This is a genomic window from Streptomyces sp. NPDC014889 (assembly GCF_043081205.1).
Classification (GTDB): Bacteria; Actinomycetota; Actinomycetes; order Streptomycetales; family Streptomycetaceae; genus Streptomyces.
This window is the reverse complement of the sequence record NZ_JBIBWH010000002.1, coordinates 434458-450193: the sequence shown is the minus strand read 5'-3', so window position 1 is coordinate 450193 and position 15736 is coordinate 434458. Positions and strand designations below refer to the sequence as shown.

The 15736-nt window shown below is 74.0% G+C and carries 13 protein-coding genes; 1 reads left to right on the top strand and 12 read right to left on the bottom strand.

The genetic code is table 11. The features are described from left to right. Window positions 1-21 precede the first annotated feature (21 nt). From ACF09J_RS05220 to ACF09J_RS05165, 12 genes are all read right to left on the bottom strand, one after another. Window positions 22-996, bottom strand: coding sequence for an alpha/beta hydrolase (locus ACF09J_RS05220; RefSeq protein ID WP_392304002.1), 975 nt, complete (start codon window positions 994-996; stop codon window positions 22-24). 766 nt (window positions 997-1762) lie between these two features. Beyond that, window positions 1763-2731 (bottom strand): alpha/beta hydrolase, encoded by a 969-nt coding sequence (locus ACF09J_RS05215; protein WP_392304001.1) that lies wholly within the window; start codon window positions 2729-2731, stop codon window positions 1763-1765. A 278-nt stretch (window positions 2732-3009) separates the two neighbouring features. Next, on the bottom strand, window positions 3010-4209 hold the full coding sequence (kynU, locus tag ACF09J_RS05210) for a kynureninase (RefSeq protein WP_392304000.1): 1200 nt from the start codon (window positions 4207-4209) through the stop codon (window positions 3010-3012). Further along, on the bottom strand, window positions 4202-5059 hold the full coding sequence (locus tag ACF09J_RS05205; protein WP_392303999.1) for a tryptophan 2,3-dioxygenase family protein: 858 nt from the start codon (window positions 5057-5059) through the stop codon (window positions 4202-4204). Before ACF09J_RS05205 ends, kynU begins: the two co-directional genes overlap by 8 nt. A 146-nt stretch (window positions 5060-5205) precedes the next feature. Beyond that, window positions 5206-5619, bottom strand: a complete 414-nt coding sequence (locus ACF09J_RS05200; protein ID WP_392303998.1) for a DUF3151 domain-containing protein — start codon at window positions 5617-5619, stop codon at window positions 5206-5208. A 75-nt stretch (window positions 5620-5694) separates the two neighbouring features. Further along, complete coding sequence (locus ACF09J_RS05195; protein ID WP_392303997.1) at window positions 5695-7254, bottom strand: MFS transporter; 1560 nt, start codon at window positions 7252-7254, stop codon at window positions 5695-5697. A gap of 149 nt (window positions 7255-7403) precedes the next feature. Next, complete coding sequence (gene fbaA / locus ACF09J_RS05190; protein ID WP_392303996.1) at window positions 7404-8435, bottom strand: class II fructose-bisphosphate aldolase; 1032 nt, start codon at window positions 8433-8435, stop codon at window positions 7404-7406. 177 nt (window positions 8436-8612) lie between these two features. Next, entirely contained in the window at window positions 8613-9161 is a 549-nt protein-coding gene (pyrE, locus tag ACF09J_RS05185; RefSeq protein ID WP_392303995.1) for an orotate phosphoribosyltransferase, read from the bottom strand. 10 nt (window positions 9162-9171) lie between these two features. Further along, window positions 9172-9969: an aldose 1-epimerase gene (locus tag ACF09J_RS05180; protein WP_392303994.1), complete on the bottom strand. Its 798-nt coding sequence runs from the start codon at window positions 9967-9969 to the stop codon at window positions 9172-9174. Window positions 9970-10772: 803 nt separating this feature from the next. Beyond that, entirely contained in the window at window positions 10773-11840 is a 1068-nt protein-coding gene (locus ACF09J_RS05175) for an SRPBCC domain-containing protein (RefSeq protein WP_392303993.1), read from the bottom strand. A 90-nt stretch (window positions 11841-11930) separates the two neighbouring features. Further along, window positions 11931-13565 (bottom strand): polyamine aminopropyltransferase, encoded by a 1635-nt coding sequence (locus tag ACF09J_RS05170; protein ID WP_392303992.1) that lies wholly within the window; start codon window positions 13563-13565, stop codon window positions 11931-11933. A gap of 89 nt (window positions 13566-13654) precedes the next feature. Beyond that, complete coding sequence (locus ACF09J_RS05165) at window positions 13655-14182, bottom strand: DUF2617 family protein (RefSeq protein WP_392303991.1); 528 nt, start codon at window positions 14180-14182, stop codon at window positions 13655-13657. A 1046-nt stretch (window positions 14183-15228) separates the two neighbouring features. On the opposite strand from ACF09J_RS05165, the gene ACF09J_RS05160 reads away from it, so the two are divergent. Further along, window positions 15229-15585 (top strand): peptidase inhibitor family I36 protein, encoded by a 357-nt coding sequence (locus tag ACF09J_RS05160; protein WP_392303990.1) that lies wholly within the window; start codon window positions 15229-15231, stop codon window positions 15583-15585. The last annotated feature ends 151 nt before the right edge of the window (window positions 15586-15736 follow it).

Sequence of the window (15736 nt, the reverse complement as noted above, 5' to 3'; positions counted from 1 at the left end):
GTGAGTGCTGGTGGGAGGCGGTCAGTCACCTTGCACCTCGTTCGTGGCGCCCAGGACTATCCGGGCCAGGTTGGTCAGGGACGGGGAGCCGGGGGTGAAGTAGGCGCTGTGGCCGCCGCTGCCGGCCGTGAATCTGCGGGCGCCGAAGGCCGGGTCCATGGGGTCGGCGCCCAGGCCGACGGTCGTGCCGAAGAGGTCGGCGCGGACGTGCGGCACGTTCGCCACCCAGTCGCCGGCGCCGCGGGCCGCCCAGACGCGGGCCCGGGTGTGCAGGGCGGGTACGGAGTCCGCGCCGGTGCCGGGGCTGCCGATGAGGGCGATGTCGTCCACGTCCAGGCCGGACGCGGCGCGGCCGCACACCACCGAACCGTAGGAGTGGCACACCAGGGTGATGTGCGGCGCCCGGCCCGCCACGGCGCGCAGGTCGCGTATCAGCTCCCTCAGACCTGGGGCCGCCTGTTCGGCGCGGCCCGTGGTGAGCACCGTGGTGCTGACCGTGCCCGGCGTCTCGTAGCCGAGCCAGGCGACGACCGCCGGGTGCGAACCGGGCGCGGCCTCGCGGCCGAGTTCCTGGTACAGGGCGAGCGCGCCCTTGCGGAAGCGGTCGTAGGTGTCCAGGGAGGTGTCGGAGCCCGGGACCAGGACCGCTGTGCGGTCGGCGTGCGCCAGGTCGCCGAACACCTCCGTCGCGCGACCGGAGCCTCGGCCGTCGAAGGCGAGCAGTCGACGGGATGCCGACGCCAGCGCCCGGTCCACGGCCGCGCGGTGCGTGTCGCCGTGCGCCGCGGCCATGTCGGCGGCGCGGGCGGCGTCGGCGCGGTTCGCCCCGTAGGCCGCGTCCAGGGTGGTCGGGGTCAGGGGCGCGAGAGTCGCCGGGGCGGGCGCGGGAATCCGGGGGCGGGCCGCGGCCGACAGGGGCACCACGAGGGCACTGGTCACGAGGAGAGCGAGCAGGACCCGACGCCATCTGCCACCCCCGGCCCCGACACCGGGCATCGCACGCGGGCCGGCACTCGGGTCCGCACCCGGACCGGTACCCGGACCCGCGCCCGGGCCGGCACTAGGTCCCGGCCCCGGCCCCGGCTCGACATTCGGACCCGCCCCTGGACCGGCACCCGGGTCCGCGCCCGGGCGGGCACTCTTGCCCGCCCCCGGGCCGGCGCTCAGGCCCACTCCCGGGCGCGGCCCGGCTCCCCGCGCGGCACTCGGACCGGCCTCCGGGCCCATCGCCATGCCGGCATCGGAGCCCGCTCCCGGGCCGGATTTCAGGTCTGCTCCCAGGCCGGCACTCGGCCCCAGGCCCACGCCGGTACTCGGCCCCGTTCCCGGGCGGGAACTCAGCTCTGCTCCTGAGCCGGCACTCAGCCTCGCCACCGGGCCGGCATATGGCCCCGCACCCAGACCTGCGCTCGGCCTCATCACCGGACCGGCATGCGGCCCCGTCCCCGGACCAGCACCCGGCCCGGCACCCGGCCCGGGCTCCGCACCCGCACCCCGTCCCCCAACCTCGCCCAGGCCCGCGACCTCGCCGCCCAGGCCCGCGGCCCCGCCCGGCCTCGCGGCCACGCCCCGCCTCTCCCGCTCACGCCCCACGGCTCATTCCCCTCCGGCTTCGTCCGGCCAGTGGGCCGGGATGGGAGGGAAATTACGGAGCCGGAGTCGTAGCTCGCGTCACGCCAGGGAGGTGTTCGCGGCCGTAGCTCTCAAGTACTACGGGTACGACCACTACGGGTACGACCGGGACCGCGGTGCCCGGGCGGAGTCACCACGCGAGCTGGGCGATCTCCTCCGCCACCACCGCGCACGCGTCGGCCGCCGGGTCGATCAGGGGGAAGTGGCCGACCCCCTCCAGGAGGGTCAGGCCCACCACCTCGCCCGCCTTCGCCGCGGCCTCGGTGTAGGACTCCGCGACCACCTGCGGTACGTCCAGGTCCTCGCGCCCCTGGACGAGGGCAGTGGCGATGCCGGTCGGCAGCAGCAGAGCCGGGTCGGCGTAGGGCTGCCGCTCGACGAACCCCTCCTCGCCGCCCAGCAGTTGACGGGCCGCCCCGCCGCACACGTCCAGCTTCTCGGCGACCGCGAAGTCGGCGATGGGGGCGAGCGCGACCACGCCCCGCAGGGGGGCCGGACCGTCCGTGCGCCAGGGCGCGTCCGCGGGCAGGACGTGCCGGGCCGCCGCCCACAGGGCCAGGTGGCCGCCCGCCGAGTGGCCGGTGAGCACCGTGCGGCGTATGTCGGCCTGCGGGAGCGCCTCCCGGGCCAGCGCGGGCAGCGCGTCGAGCGCCGCCGCCACGTCGTCGAACGTGTCCGGCCAGCGGCCCGCGACCGGCTCCTCGCCCGGCCCCGCCGGGGTGGCGCTGCCGCGCCGGTACTCCACGCAGGCCACGGCGAAGCCCCGGCGGGCGAGGAAGTCCGCGAACGGGGTGATGTGGCGACGGTCGTACGGGGCCCGCCAGGCGCCGCCGTGCAGCACCACGACGAGCGGGGAGGACCCCGAGGGGCCGGCCGCGCCGCGCGGGCGGTAGAAGTCGACGACCTGGTCGGGGTGGTCGCCGTAGGCGGCCGTACCGTCGGGTTCGACGGGCGCGTGCGAGAAGACCGACTCCTCCTCCGCGGCGGCACGCGCGGCCGCGTCACGGCCGCCGGTGTTCCCCGGTTCCGCGGCGGTGGGGTTTCCGCCCGTTCGCTCGGACTCGAGCGCTCGGGGGAGGGGGGCGTCGGCTTCCGGCATGCTCCAACCTCTCAGCGGTGAAACGGTTTTGGGGATCCGGGAAAGAAATCAACCGGCTGTTGGCCGGGACGGTATCAGGCGGGTGACGTGCGCCGACATGGGGATGTCACGCTGGGTGAGGCCAAGCGGTCCTGCCGCACGATCCGGGACCGTGCGGCAGGAAACCTCCGTTCCGGTACGCCCGGCAGGGGCCACCGGCACGACGGCGCGGAAGCCGGCCGTACCGCGGCGCGGAAGCCGGCCGTACCGCGGCCCGGAGGCCGGCCGCCCGCGCTACGTCAGCCGGCCAGTTCCTCCGCCAGCGCCCGCGCCGCCCGCTCCACGTCCGCGAACCCGACGTAGAGCGGGGTGAAGCCGAAGCGCAGGACGTCGGGGTGCCGGAAGTCGCCGACCACCCCGCGTCCGATCAGCCGCTTCATCACGTCCCCGGCGTCCGGGCAGCGCAGGGCCACCTGGCTGCCGCGCTCCCCGTGGGCCGCCGGGGTCAGCACCTCCACGCGCCCTGCGGGGACGTACGCGGCGACGCACTCCAGGAAGAAGTCCGTCAGCGCGAGGGACTTGGCGCGTACGGCCTCGACCGTCACCCCGTCCCAGACCTCCAGCGCCGCCTCCAGGGCGAGCAGGGAGAGGATGTCGGGGGTGCCGACCCGGCCGCGCAGCGCGCCCGCCGCCGGTTCGTAGCCGGGCCGCATGCCGAAGGGCTCGGCGTGCGAGTTCCAGCCTGGCAGCGGGGACTCGAAGCGGTTCTGCACCTCGTCGCGGACGTACAGGAAGGCCGGCGAACCCGGACCGCCGTTCAGGTACTTGTAGGTGCAGCCGACCGCCAGGCGGACCCCGTGCTCGTCCAGCCCCACCGGCAGGGCGCCCGCGCTGTGGCACAGGTCCCAGACGGCGTACGCGCCCGCCGCGTGCACCGCGGCGGTCAGGGAGGGCAGGTCGTGCAGCCGGCCGGTGCGGTAGTCGACGTGGTTCAGCAGGACCGCGGCGGTGCGCCCGGACAGCGCGCCGGGCACATCGGCCGGCGTCAGCGGGCGCAGCACGCAGCCCGTCATCCGGGCGGCGGACTCCGCGATGTACCCGTCCGTCGGGAACGTCGTCGCGTCGACCAGGATCTCGTCCCGCTCGCCCGCACCGGACTCCCGGGCCATCCGGACCGCCGCCACCAACGCCTTGAACACGTTCACGCTGGTCGAGTCGCCCACCACGATCTGGCCCGGCGCGGCCCCGACCAGCGGGGCGATCCGGTCGCCGACCCGCTCGGGCGCGGTCCACCAGCCGCTCTCCGTCCAGGAGCGGATGCGCAGCTCGCCCCACTCACGGCGGACGACGTCGCCGACCCGGTCCGGGACGTGCGCCGGGAGCGCGCCCAGCGAGTTGCCGTCCAGGTAGACGCCCTCGTCGAGGACGAACCGGTCGCGCAGCCCGGCGAGTTCGTCGGCGGCGTCCAGCTTCTCCGCCCTGATCGTCGGCTCAGACATGGGACCTCGCCGTCCACAGCTCGGGGAAGACGTTCTTCCGGGCCCGCTTCTCCAGCCAGGCCACCCCGGCGGAGCCGCCCGTGCCTGCCTTGGCTCCCATCGCGCGGCGGGTGGCCACGAGGTGGTCGTTGCGCCAGCGCCACACCAGTTCGGCGACGTCTGTCAACGCCTCGCCGAGCCGGGCGAGTTCGTCGTCCTGGTCACCGGAGTAGAGCGCCGTCCAGACGGCCTCGACCTCCTCGCTGGGCTCGTAGCGCAGCGACACGTCGCGGCTGAGCACGGCGTCCGGGACCGCGTGCCCGCGGCGGGCGAGCAGCCGCAGCACCTCGTCGTACAGGCTCGGCTCGTGCAGCGCCTTCTCCAGTTCCGCGTGGACGCGGGGGGCGCCGCGGTGCGGGACGAGCATCGAGGCGGACTTGTCGCCGAGCAGGAACTCCATGCGGCGGTACATCGCCGACTGGAATCCGGAGCCCTCGCCGAGGGCGCCGCGGTAGCTGTTGAACTGGGCCGGAGTGAGTCCGGCGAGCGGCTTCCAGGAGGCGTTCAGCGCCTGGAGCTCCCGTACGGAACGCTTCAGCGCGGCGATCGCCGTCGGCACGTCGTCCGAGCGCAGGGCGCGGGCCGCGGTCTCCCACTCGTGGACGACGACCGTGAACCACAGCTCCATCACCTGGGTGGTGACCAGGAAGACCATCTCTCCGGGGTCGTCGGAGAGGGTGTGCTGGAGGTGGGTGAGCACGTCCGCCTTGACGTAGTCCTCGTACGGCGTCGTGCCCGCGAAGTCGAGATGCGGGGTCTCGGGCTCAGAAGCCTCAGCGGGCTGAGGAGTCGGGTGAGCCGGTTGGGACATCGCTGTCTCCTGTTGTACTCCGGGTAGCGGTCCGCCCCTGCCGATTCCGGCACGGGGGCCCCGGTCCCCATCCGCATCCTGCGCATCACGTGGACAGATCGCAAGGCCCGCCCGGTCGAGGGGGCGGGCCTCACACGCGTACGGGGTCAGCCCAGCGTCTGCGCGGCCGTCTCCGAGGAGTCCTTCAGGAACTGCGTGCAGCGCTGGTACTCCTCCTGCTCGCCGATCGCCTGGGCGGCGCGCGCGAGGGCGTGCAGGGCGCGCAGGAAGCCACGGTTGGGCTCGTGCTCCCAGGGGACCGGACCGTGGCCCTTCCAGCCGCTGCGGCGCAGGGCGTCCAGACCGCGGTGGTAGCCCGTACGGGCGTACGCGTACGACTCCACGGCGGCCCCCCGCTCGAAGGCGTCGTCGGCGAGTTGCGCCCAGGCCAGCGACGACGCCGGGTACCGCGCCGCCACCTCGGCCGGCGAGGTCCCCTTGGCGAGGAGCTCACGGGGCTCCGGGTCGTCGGGAAGGTGCGTGGGCGGCGGACCGCCCAGGAGGTTCTCGTGAATGCTCATGGGGTCCAGTCTGATGCATGGCCCGCCGCCGGTGACGGCCGATCCCGGCCGCAGCGGAACGGCCCCTTCCACGACTCATGGAGCCGGACCGGCGCCGGGGGCCGCACCCCCGCGGCCCGTTTCCAGCGGCGGTGTCGTCACACTGCCGTGGATGCGGCACTCGGGCCGGCGGCAGCCCTTGGCCGGGCGGCGGACGGCCGCGAAGGCGAGGACCGCCCCGACCACCAGGATCGCCGCGCAGATCGGCATGGCCCGGCGGAACGCGGCGTCGAAGGCGTCCGCCGAGCGGTACGCCTCCGGGCCCATCCCGGCCAGCAGCGGCAGCGCGGCCACCGCGATCAGACCGGCGGCGCGGGCGGCGGCGTTGTTGATGCCGCTGGCCAGCCCGGCACGGGAGGTGTCCACCGAGGCGAGCACGGTGGCGGTGAGCGGGGCCACCAGGGTGACCATGCCCGCGCCCATGACCAGCAGGGCCGGGAGCACGTCCGTGAGGTAGTCCGCGCCCTTGCCGACCCGCAGCATCAGCAGCATCGCCACCGCGCACAGCAGCGGCCCGACGGTGAGCGGCAGGCGCGGTCCGATGCGGTCGGCGAGGGCGCCCGAGCGGGCCGAGAACAGCAGCATGAGGACGGTGGTCGGGAGGAGGGCGGTGCCCGCCTTCAGCGGTGAGTAGCCGGCCACCACCTGGAGTTGCAGGGCGGTGAGGAAGAAGAAGCCGCCGAAGGCCGCGTACACGCACAGGGTGACCAGGTTGACGGCGGTGAACTGGCGGGAGGCGAAGATGTCCGGCGGCACCATCGGATCGGCGCGATGCCTCTCCACGTACACGAAGGCGACGGCCGCGAGCACACCCGCGGCGGCGGTCAGGGCGACGGCCAGGGTGCCGTGGCGGGCCTCGATCAGGGCGTACGTCACCAGGGCCAGGGACAGGGCGCCGAGGGCCGCGCCCAGCACGTCGAAGCGGCCGTGCGCGGCGCCTCCCCCGGGACCTCGGCCGCGCTCGGGCGGGGCGGCGCGCCCGGCGGCGGCACCGGCCCCACTGGACTCGGGGACGTGGCGCACGGCGACGGGGGCGCAGACCAGGGCCAGCGGGACGTTGAGCAGGAAGACCCAGCGCCAGCCGGGGCCGGCCACCAGCCAGCCGCCGAGGAACGGGCCGACGGCCGCGCCGATGCCGCCGAAGCCGGACCACAGGCCCACCGCCCTGCCCCGGTCGTCCGGGTGGAAGGAGGCCTGGATGAGGGCGAGCGAGCCGGGGGTGAGGAGGGCGCCGCCGATCCCTTGCAGGGCGCGGGCGGCGACGAGGATGCCCACGTTCGGGGCGAGGCCGCACAGCAGGGAGGCGGTGGCGAACCAGACGACGCCGAGCACGAAGATCCTGCGGCGGCCGTAGTGGTCGCCGAGTGAGCCGCCGAGGAGGATCAGGCCGGCCAGGGTGACCATGTAGGCGTTGACCGTCCACTGCAGCGCGGCGAGGTTGGCGTCCAGGTCGCGGCCGATGCGGGGCAGGGCGACGTTGACGACGGTCGAGTCCAGCATGGCCATGCTGGAGCCGAGCACGGTGGTGAGCAGGATCCAGCGGCCGGTGGGACTGGAGATCCTCACGGCGGGGGCGTGCTGTGCGGTGACAGCCATGAGGGGATCATCCCGCGCCGGCCGGCTCCGGGCCAGACGAGCGGGCTCGCGGACTCGCGGACTCGCAGACTGACAGGCGGCCGGAACGGACGACGGGTCCGGTGCCGTGGCACCGGACCCGTCGGGAAAGACTCGCGGGAGAGCGGGAGTTACTTGATCTTCGTGCCGGTGGAGCGGAGGTTGCCGCAGGCCTCCACCACGCGCTTGGCCATCGACGCCTCGGCCGGCTTGCCCCAGGTGCGCGGGTCGTACGTCTTCTTGGAGCCGACCTCGCCGTCGACCTTGAGGACGCCGTCGTAGTTCTTGAACATGTGGTCGGCGACGGGACGCGTGAAGGCGTACTGGGTGTCGGTGTCGATGTTCATCTTCACCACGCCGTTCTCCAGCGCCGTGCGGATCTCCTCCTCCGTGGAGCCGGAGCCGCCGTGGAAGACGAAGTCGAACGGCTGGCTGCCGGCCGGGCGGCCGTACTTGGCGGCGACGCCCTCGTTCAGCTCCTTCAGCAGGTCGGGGCGGAGCACGACGTTGCCCGGCTTGTACACGCCGTGCACGTTGCCGAAGGACGCGGCGAGCAGGTAGCGGCCCTTGTCGCCCAGGCCCAGGGCCTCGGCGGTGCGGATCGCGTCCTCGACCGTGGTGTACAGCTTGTCGTTGATCTCGTGGGTGACGCCGTCCTCCTCGCCGCCCGTCGGGGTGATCTCCACCTCGAGGATGATCCGGGCGGCGGCGGTGCGGACGAGCAGTTCCTGGGCGATGGCCAGGTTGTCGGCGAGGGTCTCGGCGGAGCCGTCCCACATGTGGGACTGGAACAGCGGGTTGCGGCCGTCCTTGACGCGCTCCTCGGAGATCGCGAGCAGCGGACGCACGTACCCGTCGAGCTTGTCCTTCGGGCAGTGGTCCGTGTGCAGCGCGATGTTGACCGGGTACTTCTCGGCGACGATGTGCGCGTACTCGGCCAGGGCGACGGCGCCGGTGACCATGTCCTTGCTGTACTGGCCGCCCAGGAACTCCGCACCACCCGTGGAGATCTGGACGATGCCGTCGCTCTCCGCCTCCGCGAAGCCGCGCAGGGCCGCGTTCAGGGTCTGGGAGGAGGTGACGTTGATGGCCGGGTAGGCGAACTTGCCTGCCTTCGCCCGGTCGAGCATCTCGTTGTAGACCTCGGGGGTTGCGATGGGCATCTGTCCGCTCCTTGTATGTGCGGGGTGCGTTCTGCGTACTTACGGCCCTGACCTAGGGAGTGACGTCATCGTCGGCCCCATCTTCGCAGACGTTGCCTGTTGTGGAGGACACCCTGCCCGGCCGGTGGGCGACCGGGTCGCGCGGTGCGGACCCGGGCCGTCCCGGTCCGGTCCGGCTCAGTCGAGTCCGAGGTCGTCCTTCGAGTACGCGAAGACGTAGGGCACTCCGGCGCCCTCGCTGATCTTCTCGGCCGCGCCCGTGGCCCGGTCGACGATCGTCGCAACGGCGACCACCTCGGCGCCCGCCTCGCGGACCGCCTCGACGGCGGTGAGCGGGGAGCCGCCCGTGGTGGAGGTGTCCTCCACCACCAGGACGCGGCGGCCCCTGATCTCCGGGCCCTCCACGCGCCGTTGCATACCGTGCGCCTTTGCGGCCTTGCGGACCACGAAGGCGTCGAGCCTGCGCCCGCGCGCGGCGGCGGCGTGCAGCATGGAGGCCGCGACGGGGTCGGCGCCCATCGTCAGGCCGCCCACCGCGTCGAAGTCGAGGTCGGCGGTCAGGTCCAGGAGCACCTGACCGACCAGCGGGGCCGCCTCGCCGTCGAGGGTGACGCGGCGCAGGTCGATGTAGTAGTCGGCCTCAAGACCGGACGACAGCGTCACCCTGCCGTGCACCACGGCCTTGTCCTTGATCTGCTGCAGCAGCTCGCCGCGAACGTCGCTCATGACAGTCAGCTTAAGCGCGGTGCCAGGTCCAGGTCGTCGAGGCCTCCAGCGGCTCCAGCGGGGTGACCAGGCGCGGGAGGGTGTTGAGGCCGTTGGGCGGGCCGGTCTGCGGTTCCACGCACACCGCGGCCTGCTGCTCGTCGTAGACGACGACCCATTCCTCACGGCTGGTCACCCTCAGCTCCAGCTGTCCGGGCCAGGTGAGCGTGACGTCGACTCCGCCGGGCATGCCGAAGCAGTCGTCCCAGGGGCCGGGCTCGGGCTCGACGCGGTGGCCGGTGGGCAGGTGGTCGTCGCCGCGCTCCTCCTGCCAGGCGGGCTGGAAGGCGACGCGGGCGTCCTGGGCGCCGGGACCTTCGAGGGTGCGGTTGAACCAGGGGTGCCAGCCGATCTGCGCCGGGAAGGAGGACTCGTACGTCTCCACGGACATCGTCAGCGTCAGGGCGTCCTCGGTCAGGGCGACGGCCTGGGTGACGCGGCCGGGGTAGGGCCAGGGGGCGACGAGGTCGTACGTGATCACCGCCTCGGTGGCGGAGGTGCGGGCGGTGCGCCAGGCGCCGTCGCGGGCGGTGCCGTGGATGGCGTGCGGTGGGGAGTTGAGCGGCATCTGGTGGACGGTGGCGCCGTCGTGGAAGCGGCCGTCGCGGATCCGGCCGCACCAGGGGACCATCGGGAAGCAGCCGAAACGCTCTCCCTGGCGGAGCAGTTCGAGCCCGCCGACGCGCAGACTCCCGACGCGCCCGCCATTGCCCGGCTGCACGACCGCTTCCGCGTCACCCGCGGTCAGCGTGATGTCTTCGTTACTCACCCCACGAGGCTAGCGGGCAGATCAAGAAGGCGTTTTGCGCCGCGGTCGGGTGGGGGGCGGGAGCGATGCGGGAGGGGCCGCGCTCAGCGGCGACGCCTGAGGCTCCGACCCACGACGATCGTGGACGCCACGACCGCCGCGGGCGCCGCCCGGCGGAGGGTCGGACCGGCGGAAACGGTCGGCGGCGCCGGGACAGGAGCGCGAAGCCGCGGGCGGCGCTCAACGGCCGGGCCGGGCGGGAGACGTGGCGTCCAAGCCGCCCTCAGCGGCCCCGCCCGGGGCCGCCCATCGGGGGCCCCGGGGCGGGGACGGAAGCGCAAAGCGGTAAGGACGCCGCTCGGCAACCGAGCGGGAGGCACGGCGCCGGGGCCATGCTCAGCGGCGGCGCCTCAGGCCCCGGCCCACGACGAACACCGACGCCACGACCAGCGCGCCGCGGGCGCCGCCCGACGGAGGGGCTCGGCGAAAACGGCCGGCGCCGCCGGGACCAGAGCTCGAAGCTGCGGGCGGCGCTCAACGGCCGGCCGGGAGACGCGGCATCGAGGCCACCCTCAGGACGGCACCTGAGGCCACGGCCCATGATTGATCACCGACGCCACGACCAGCACCGCCGCGGGCGCCGCCCGGCGGAGGGTCGGACCGGCGGAGACGGCCGGCGGCGCCGGGACAGGAACCGCGAAGCCGCGGGCGGCGCTCAACGGCCGGGCGGGAGTCGCGGCGTCGGGGGCTCGGCGGGGACGGCAGCGCAAGCCGTGAGGATGCCGCTCGGCGACCGAGCAGGCGGCACGGCGCCGGGGCCGTGCTCAGCGGCGGCGCCTCAAGGCCCGGCCCGCGACGATCACCGACGCGACGACCAGCGCCGCCGCGGGGACCGCCCAGCGGAGGGTCGGGCCGGCGGAGACGGTCAGCGGGGCGGGGACGGGGGCGTAGCGGCCGCGGGGCGGGGCGTGGTCGACCTCCTCGGCGCTGCGGCCGATCATCGTCCGCCGGGCGTGGGCCGCCTCGGCGGGCGGCTCGGCGGTCTCGGCGAAGTCGTCGGAGACGGGAGGCTCGTCGTCCTCGTCCTCTTCGTCGGCCAACGGGTCGAGGGAGGAGGGCGGAACATCGGCGTCGAAGAGGGAACCGCGCCCGGACGGTCCGGCCGGGCGGGCCCCACCGTCGTCCCCGAGCGGCGGCGCGGGGGCGTCGTCCGCGTCCGGCGCGGCCTCGAAGTCCCCACTCGACAGCGGAGCGAAGTCCTCGGTCGCCTCCTCGGCCAGCCCGACGACCCCGTCGTCCTCGGACGGATCGGATCCTTCCGGTTCGGGCTCCTCCGGCTCCCCGCCGCCGTCCGAGTCGTCGGCAGCCGACTCGGCGGCCTCCTGCCCGCTGTCCTCCGACCGGGCGGCCGCCGGCTCGGCCCCCTCCCGCTCCGCGCCGTCCGAGTCCGCGGTGGCCGGTTCCGGCTGCTGCGAGCCCGAGGACAGGTTCTCCGTGAAGCGGGTCAGGAGGCGGTTCGCGGCGGTGTGCACGGAGTCCGCGGGGAGATCGGTGACGCGGCCATCGGCCGAGGCCGTGCCGTCGAAGGTGACGGTGGAGCCGCCGTCTGTGTCGCGGAGGCGCAGCGTGAGCGCGAATTTCACGGAGCCGCTGCCGCGGGACTCCGTCGCGTCGCCCTCGACGGCGTAGGAGCCGTCACCGAGCGCGCGGACACGCAGCGTGCCGCGGTACGTGATGGAGTGGCCGCCGATCCGCAGCTTGAGCCGGCCGGTGACGGGCTCGCCGCCCGCGTCCTGCTGGAGCCCGGGAACCGCCCGGGCAACCCGCGCCGGATCGGCGAGCGCCTTCCGCAGTTGCCGAGCCGGAACCGGAACGAACACCTCGTGCTCCATGTCAGCCGAGGGTACCCAGTGCCGCCCCCGATTACCCTCCCCTCGCCCACAACCCGTCCCCCCTCCTCGCGTGCCGGCCGCGCATCCCGTTCAGTCCGTGTACCGGGGGTGAACGAGCGTCGATGGCGGAACGCCGGGGACGCGGGTGCGGGCCGCCGCGCGGGCGGCCGCCGTGAGCGACTCCGGCGTGAGTGTGCGGGGAGCGGGCGCCCGCGGGTCCAGGCGGAGGGCGGGCGGCATACGGGACGCCAGCACGAAGCCCCAGTCACGCGGGGGGCGCGAGACCGTACCGTCGGGCCCGGCCGCCACACCGGAGTCGCGGCCGTCCACGCGGTACGGCAGCGTACGCAGCCCGGCGGCCCGGACCGTGGCCTCCACCGTCCAGAACGCCCGGGGCCGGGAGGAGACCGGCCCGGCGTGCACCACCAGCCGCCCGCCGGGTGCCAGCGCCCGCCGGGCGAGGCCGTAGAACTCCTGCGCGTACAGCTTCGTGCTCGCCGTGATGGCCGGATCCGGGAGGTCCTCGATCACCACGTCGTACGCCGCCGCCGGCGCCCCGCGCAGCCAGTCGAAGGCGTCGGCGGTGCTCACACGCACGCGCCGGTCGTCGAAGGCGTGCTCGTCGAGCCGGGCCAGTGCCGGGTCGCCGCGCGCCAGCCGGACGAGGGCCGGGTCGCGCTCGACGACGTCCACCCGCTCGACGCCGGGGTGCCGCAGCACCTCGCGCGCGGCGAGTCCGTCGCCGCCGCCGAGGATCAGCACCCGCGCGTGCGGCCCGGTCATCGCGGGGTGGACCAGCGCCTCGTGGTACCGGAGCTCGTCGCGGCCGCTGACCCGCAGCCGCCCCTCGAGGAACAGGCGCAGCGGACGGCCCCGGGTGCCGCCGGTGAGGACCACCTCCTGCTCGCCGGTCCGCAGCGCCACCCGGACGTCCCCGCCGTACATCGCCTGCCGCGCGGCCCGTTCGAAGTCGCCGACCAGGGCGGTGAGCGAGGCGAGCAGGCCGAGCACGGCGAGGTTGGCGACGATGAGCAGCCAGCGGCCGCGCGGGGTCAGGTCCCGTGCGAAGAGGCCGAGTACGAGGACGCCGCCCGCCACGGCGTTGACGGCGCCGGTCACCAGCGCCCCGGTCAACTGCCCGAGCAGCGGCAGCAGGAGGAACGGGAAGGCGAGACCGCCGACGAGCGCGCCCACGTAGTCCGCCGCGAACAGGTCGGCGACCGCGCCGCCCGCGTCCTGGCGCCGGATCCGCTGGATCAGCTCCATCAGCAGCGGCACCTCCGCCCCGATCAGCAGGCCGATGGCCAGGGAGAAGGCGACCAGCAGACAGCGCGGACCGTTGGCCCACACACCGCCCCAGCCGCCGGTCCAGGCGAACACCGCGTACAACGCCATGGCGCTGCACCCGCCCACCAGCGCGAGCGTCGCCTCGATCGCGCCGAAGGCGACGGCGGCGTGCCGGCGCAGCCGCTTCGCGGCGAGCGAGCCGATGCCCATCGCGAACACCATGACGGACAGCACGATGGACGCCTGGGTGACCGAGTCGCCGATCAGGTACGAGGCCAGCGCGACGAGTTCGAGCTCGTACACGAGTCCGCAGGCCGCGCAGACGAACACCCCCGCGAGGACGAGGAACCGGCCGGTTCCCGGCCGGACGGGCAGTCGCGCGGGGCCGCCGAAGGGCGGCGCCGCGCCGGGCGGGGCCGGGGCGTGCGATTCGATCACCCCAGTGACGTTACGTCACAGGAGTGGGACGCTTCGTCACCCAAACGAGTGGGGACGGAAGTTGACGCTCAGCGCAGGTTTACCCGCGCTCAACTCGCTCCCGCCAAGGCGGAGCGGCGCACCCCCACTCTGGTCCTGGTCGCCACCAACTGCCCGTCCTGCGGGTAGGCGTGCCAGGTCCGCCAGTGCACCTGGCCGTCGTGCCACTGGGCCAGCATCGCGGTGAACGCGTTCGGGCTGCCCGGGAAGACGCCCGCCAGGCCGTGCGGATGCTCGGAGACGAGGGCCAGCAGCTCCTGGGCGCGGCCGGTGAACGAGCCCGGCGAGAGGAACTCGACGCGGGCGGCGAACTCGTACTCCCAGTCGTCGGACCGCTTGGCGACGCCGAGCGGCAGCGGGGTGCTGGAGCCCGGGATGCACGCCACGGTCTCCGAACAGCTTCCCCGCTCCTCCTCGAGGAGCACCTGGTGGGACGCGCCGAGGAGTCTCAACTGGAGTTTGGCCCCGGCGTGTTCGAGGTCGAGGGTGGCCAGTGCGGGCAGCGGCTCGCGTCCCAGGGCCCAGGCGAGGTCGGCCGCGCGCGTGTCGGTGTAGGAGGTGTTCAGGGTCGTGAGCATGGATCGGCTCCGCTAGCACGCAAAGAAAAAGAAAGGGAGGAACGGGCCGGCACGCCCCGGTGGACACGGGGACGGCGGTCCGGTCAGCCCAGCTCGGGAGGGGGGTGTGCGGGACGTCCGAGGGGCTGCGTCGGTAGAGGCAATCATGAACTGCGGTTCCACCACAGGGTTTTTACCCAACTTCGTGCGGTTTCCATCCCTCAGAGGGCCCCACAGCTCAACTGTTCAACCTCGGCGAGTGGCAGGAGCCGCGTGCCGGGGCCGGTGCGCCCGCCGGAGACTGCCTCCCGACGGGCGCGCCGGCCCGGATGCGGTTCCCCCGTGGAGCTCGGCTGCCCCGTGTCAGCTGCCTCCCCCGCATCCGCCTCCTCCGCACGACGATCCGCCCCCGCACGACGAGCCTCCTCCACAGGAGTGACCCCCACACGAGTGATGTCCCCCGCCCGAGTGACCCCCTCCCGAGTGATGGCCGCCACCGGACGAGCAACCGCCACCACTGTCCGACGAGGCCCACCAGCCGGCGGCCCCGCCCCTCACGCCTCCCCCGGCCGACCCCGTGCGCCGGCCGCGGTACGACTTGGCGAACCGGTCGCGGCGGGCCCTGCGGCGCCCCGCCGCCGCGGCCGCCAGGCACAGCACCGCGATCACCGCCAGGACGATGCCCAGAACCATGGCGTCACCCTCCCTCCGGCCCCGGAACCCGCCGACCGCGTCGGGGACCGTTCCCCCGGACGCCCGCCGGACACCGCCGGGACGTTGTTGCCGAAGCGACCCCCCGTGGGCGCCTCGCAGCGTGCCCGGGAGATGCCCGGCCACCGGACCGGCCAAAGCACACTTGAGCAACTTCTGAGGCTCCCTGCGATGAAACCGCGAGCGCACGGCGAGCGCCTCGTGGGTGGCCTGTGCGCTCGACGAAACAGGGACAGTCACCGATGTCAACTGACTTGATTTGCCTGGTAGTTGACGTCTTGCCATGCCCTGGTAGAGCTGCAACCCCCCGGGCTAGCATCCCGAGGTCCGTCAATCAGAGATACAAGGAGCCTCATATGAGCATGCTCAAGAAAAGCCTGACGACTGTGGCCGTGGCCGGCGCACTGCTGGGCGGCACCTTTGCCACACCGGCTGCGGCGGCCGATCCCAATACCTGCCCGAAAGGGAACGTCTGCGGATGGTCGGGGACGAACAGGACCGGCACCAGGACCGTTATGTCTGTAACGCCCGGTTGCTACCCCTTCACGGGCGCCAAGTCCGTCTCGAACCAGACGTCCTACCGCATTGAGTTCTGGCACATCACGCCCGGCACCGGCTGCGGCTACGGCACCCGGCTGGTCACTCTGCAGCCGGGCTACTACTCGGACAACCCCGGTAACACCGTCACGGGGATTGAGGTCTGGGCGAAGTAGTACCACCTCATGAATTGCTCTTAGGAGAGGGGCAGGCCGGCGGTACGCACGCCGCCTGCCCCTTTCAAAACCCTGGGCCGCAACGCGGCGGACACCGGGCCGTCCGTGGGCCGTCCGGTCCGTGAGGGTGAGTTGAGGAAGTCCAGGGCTT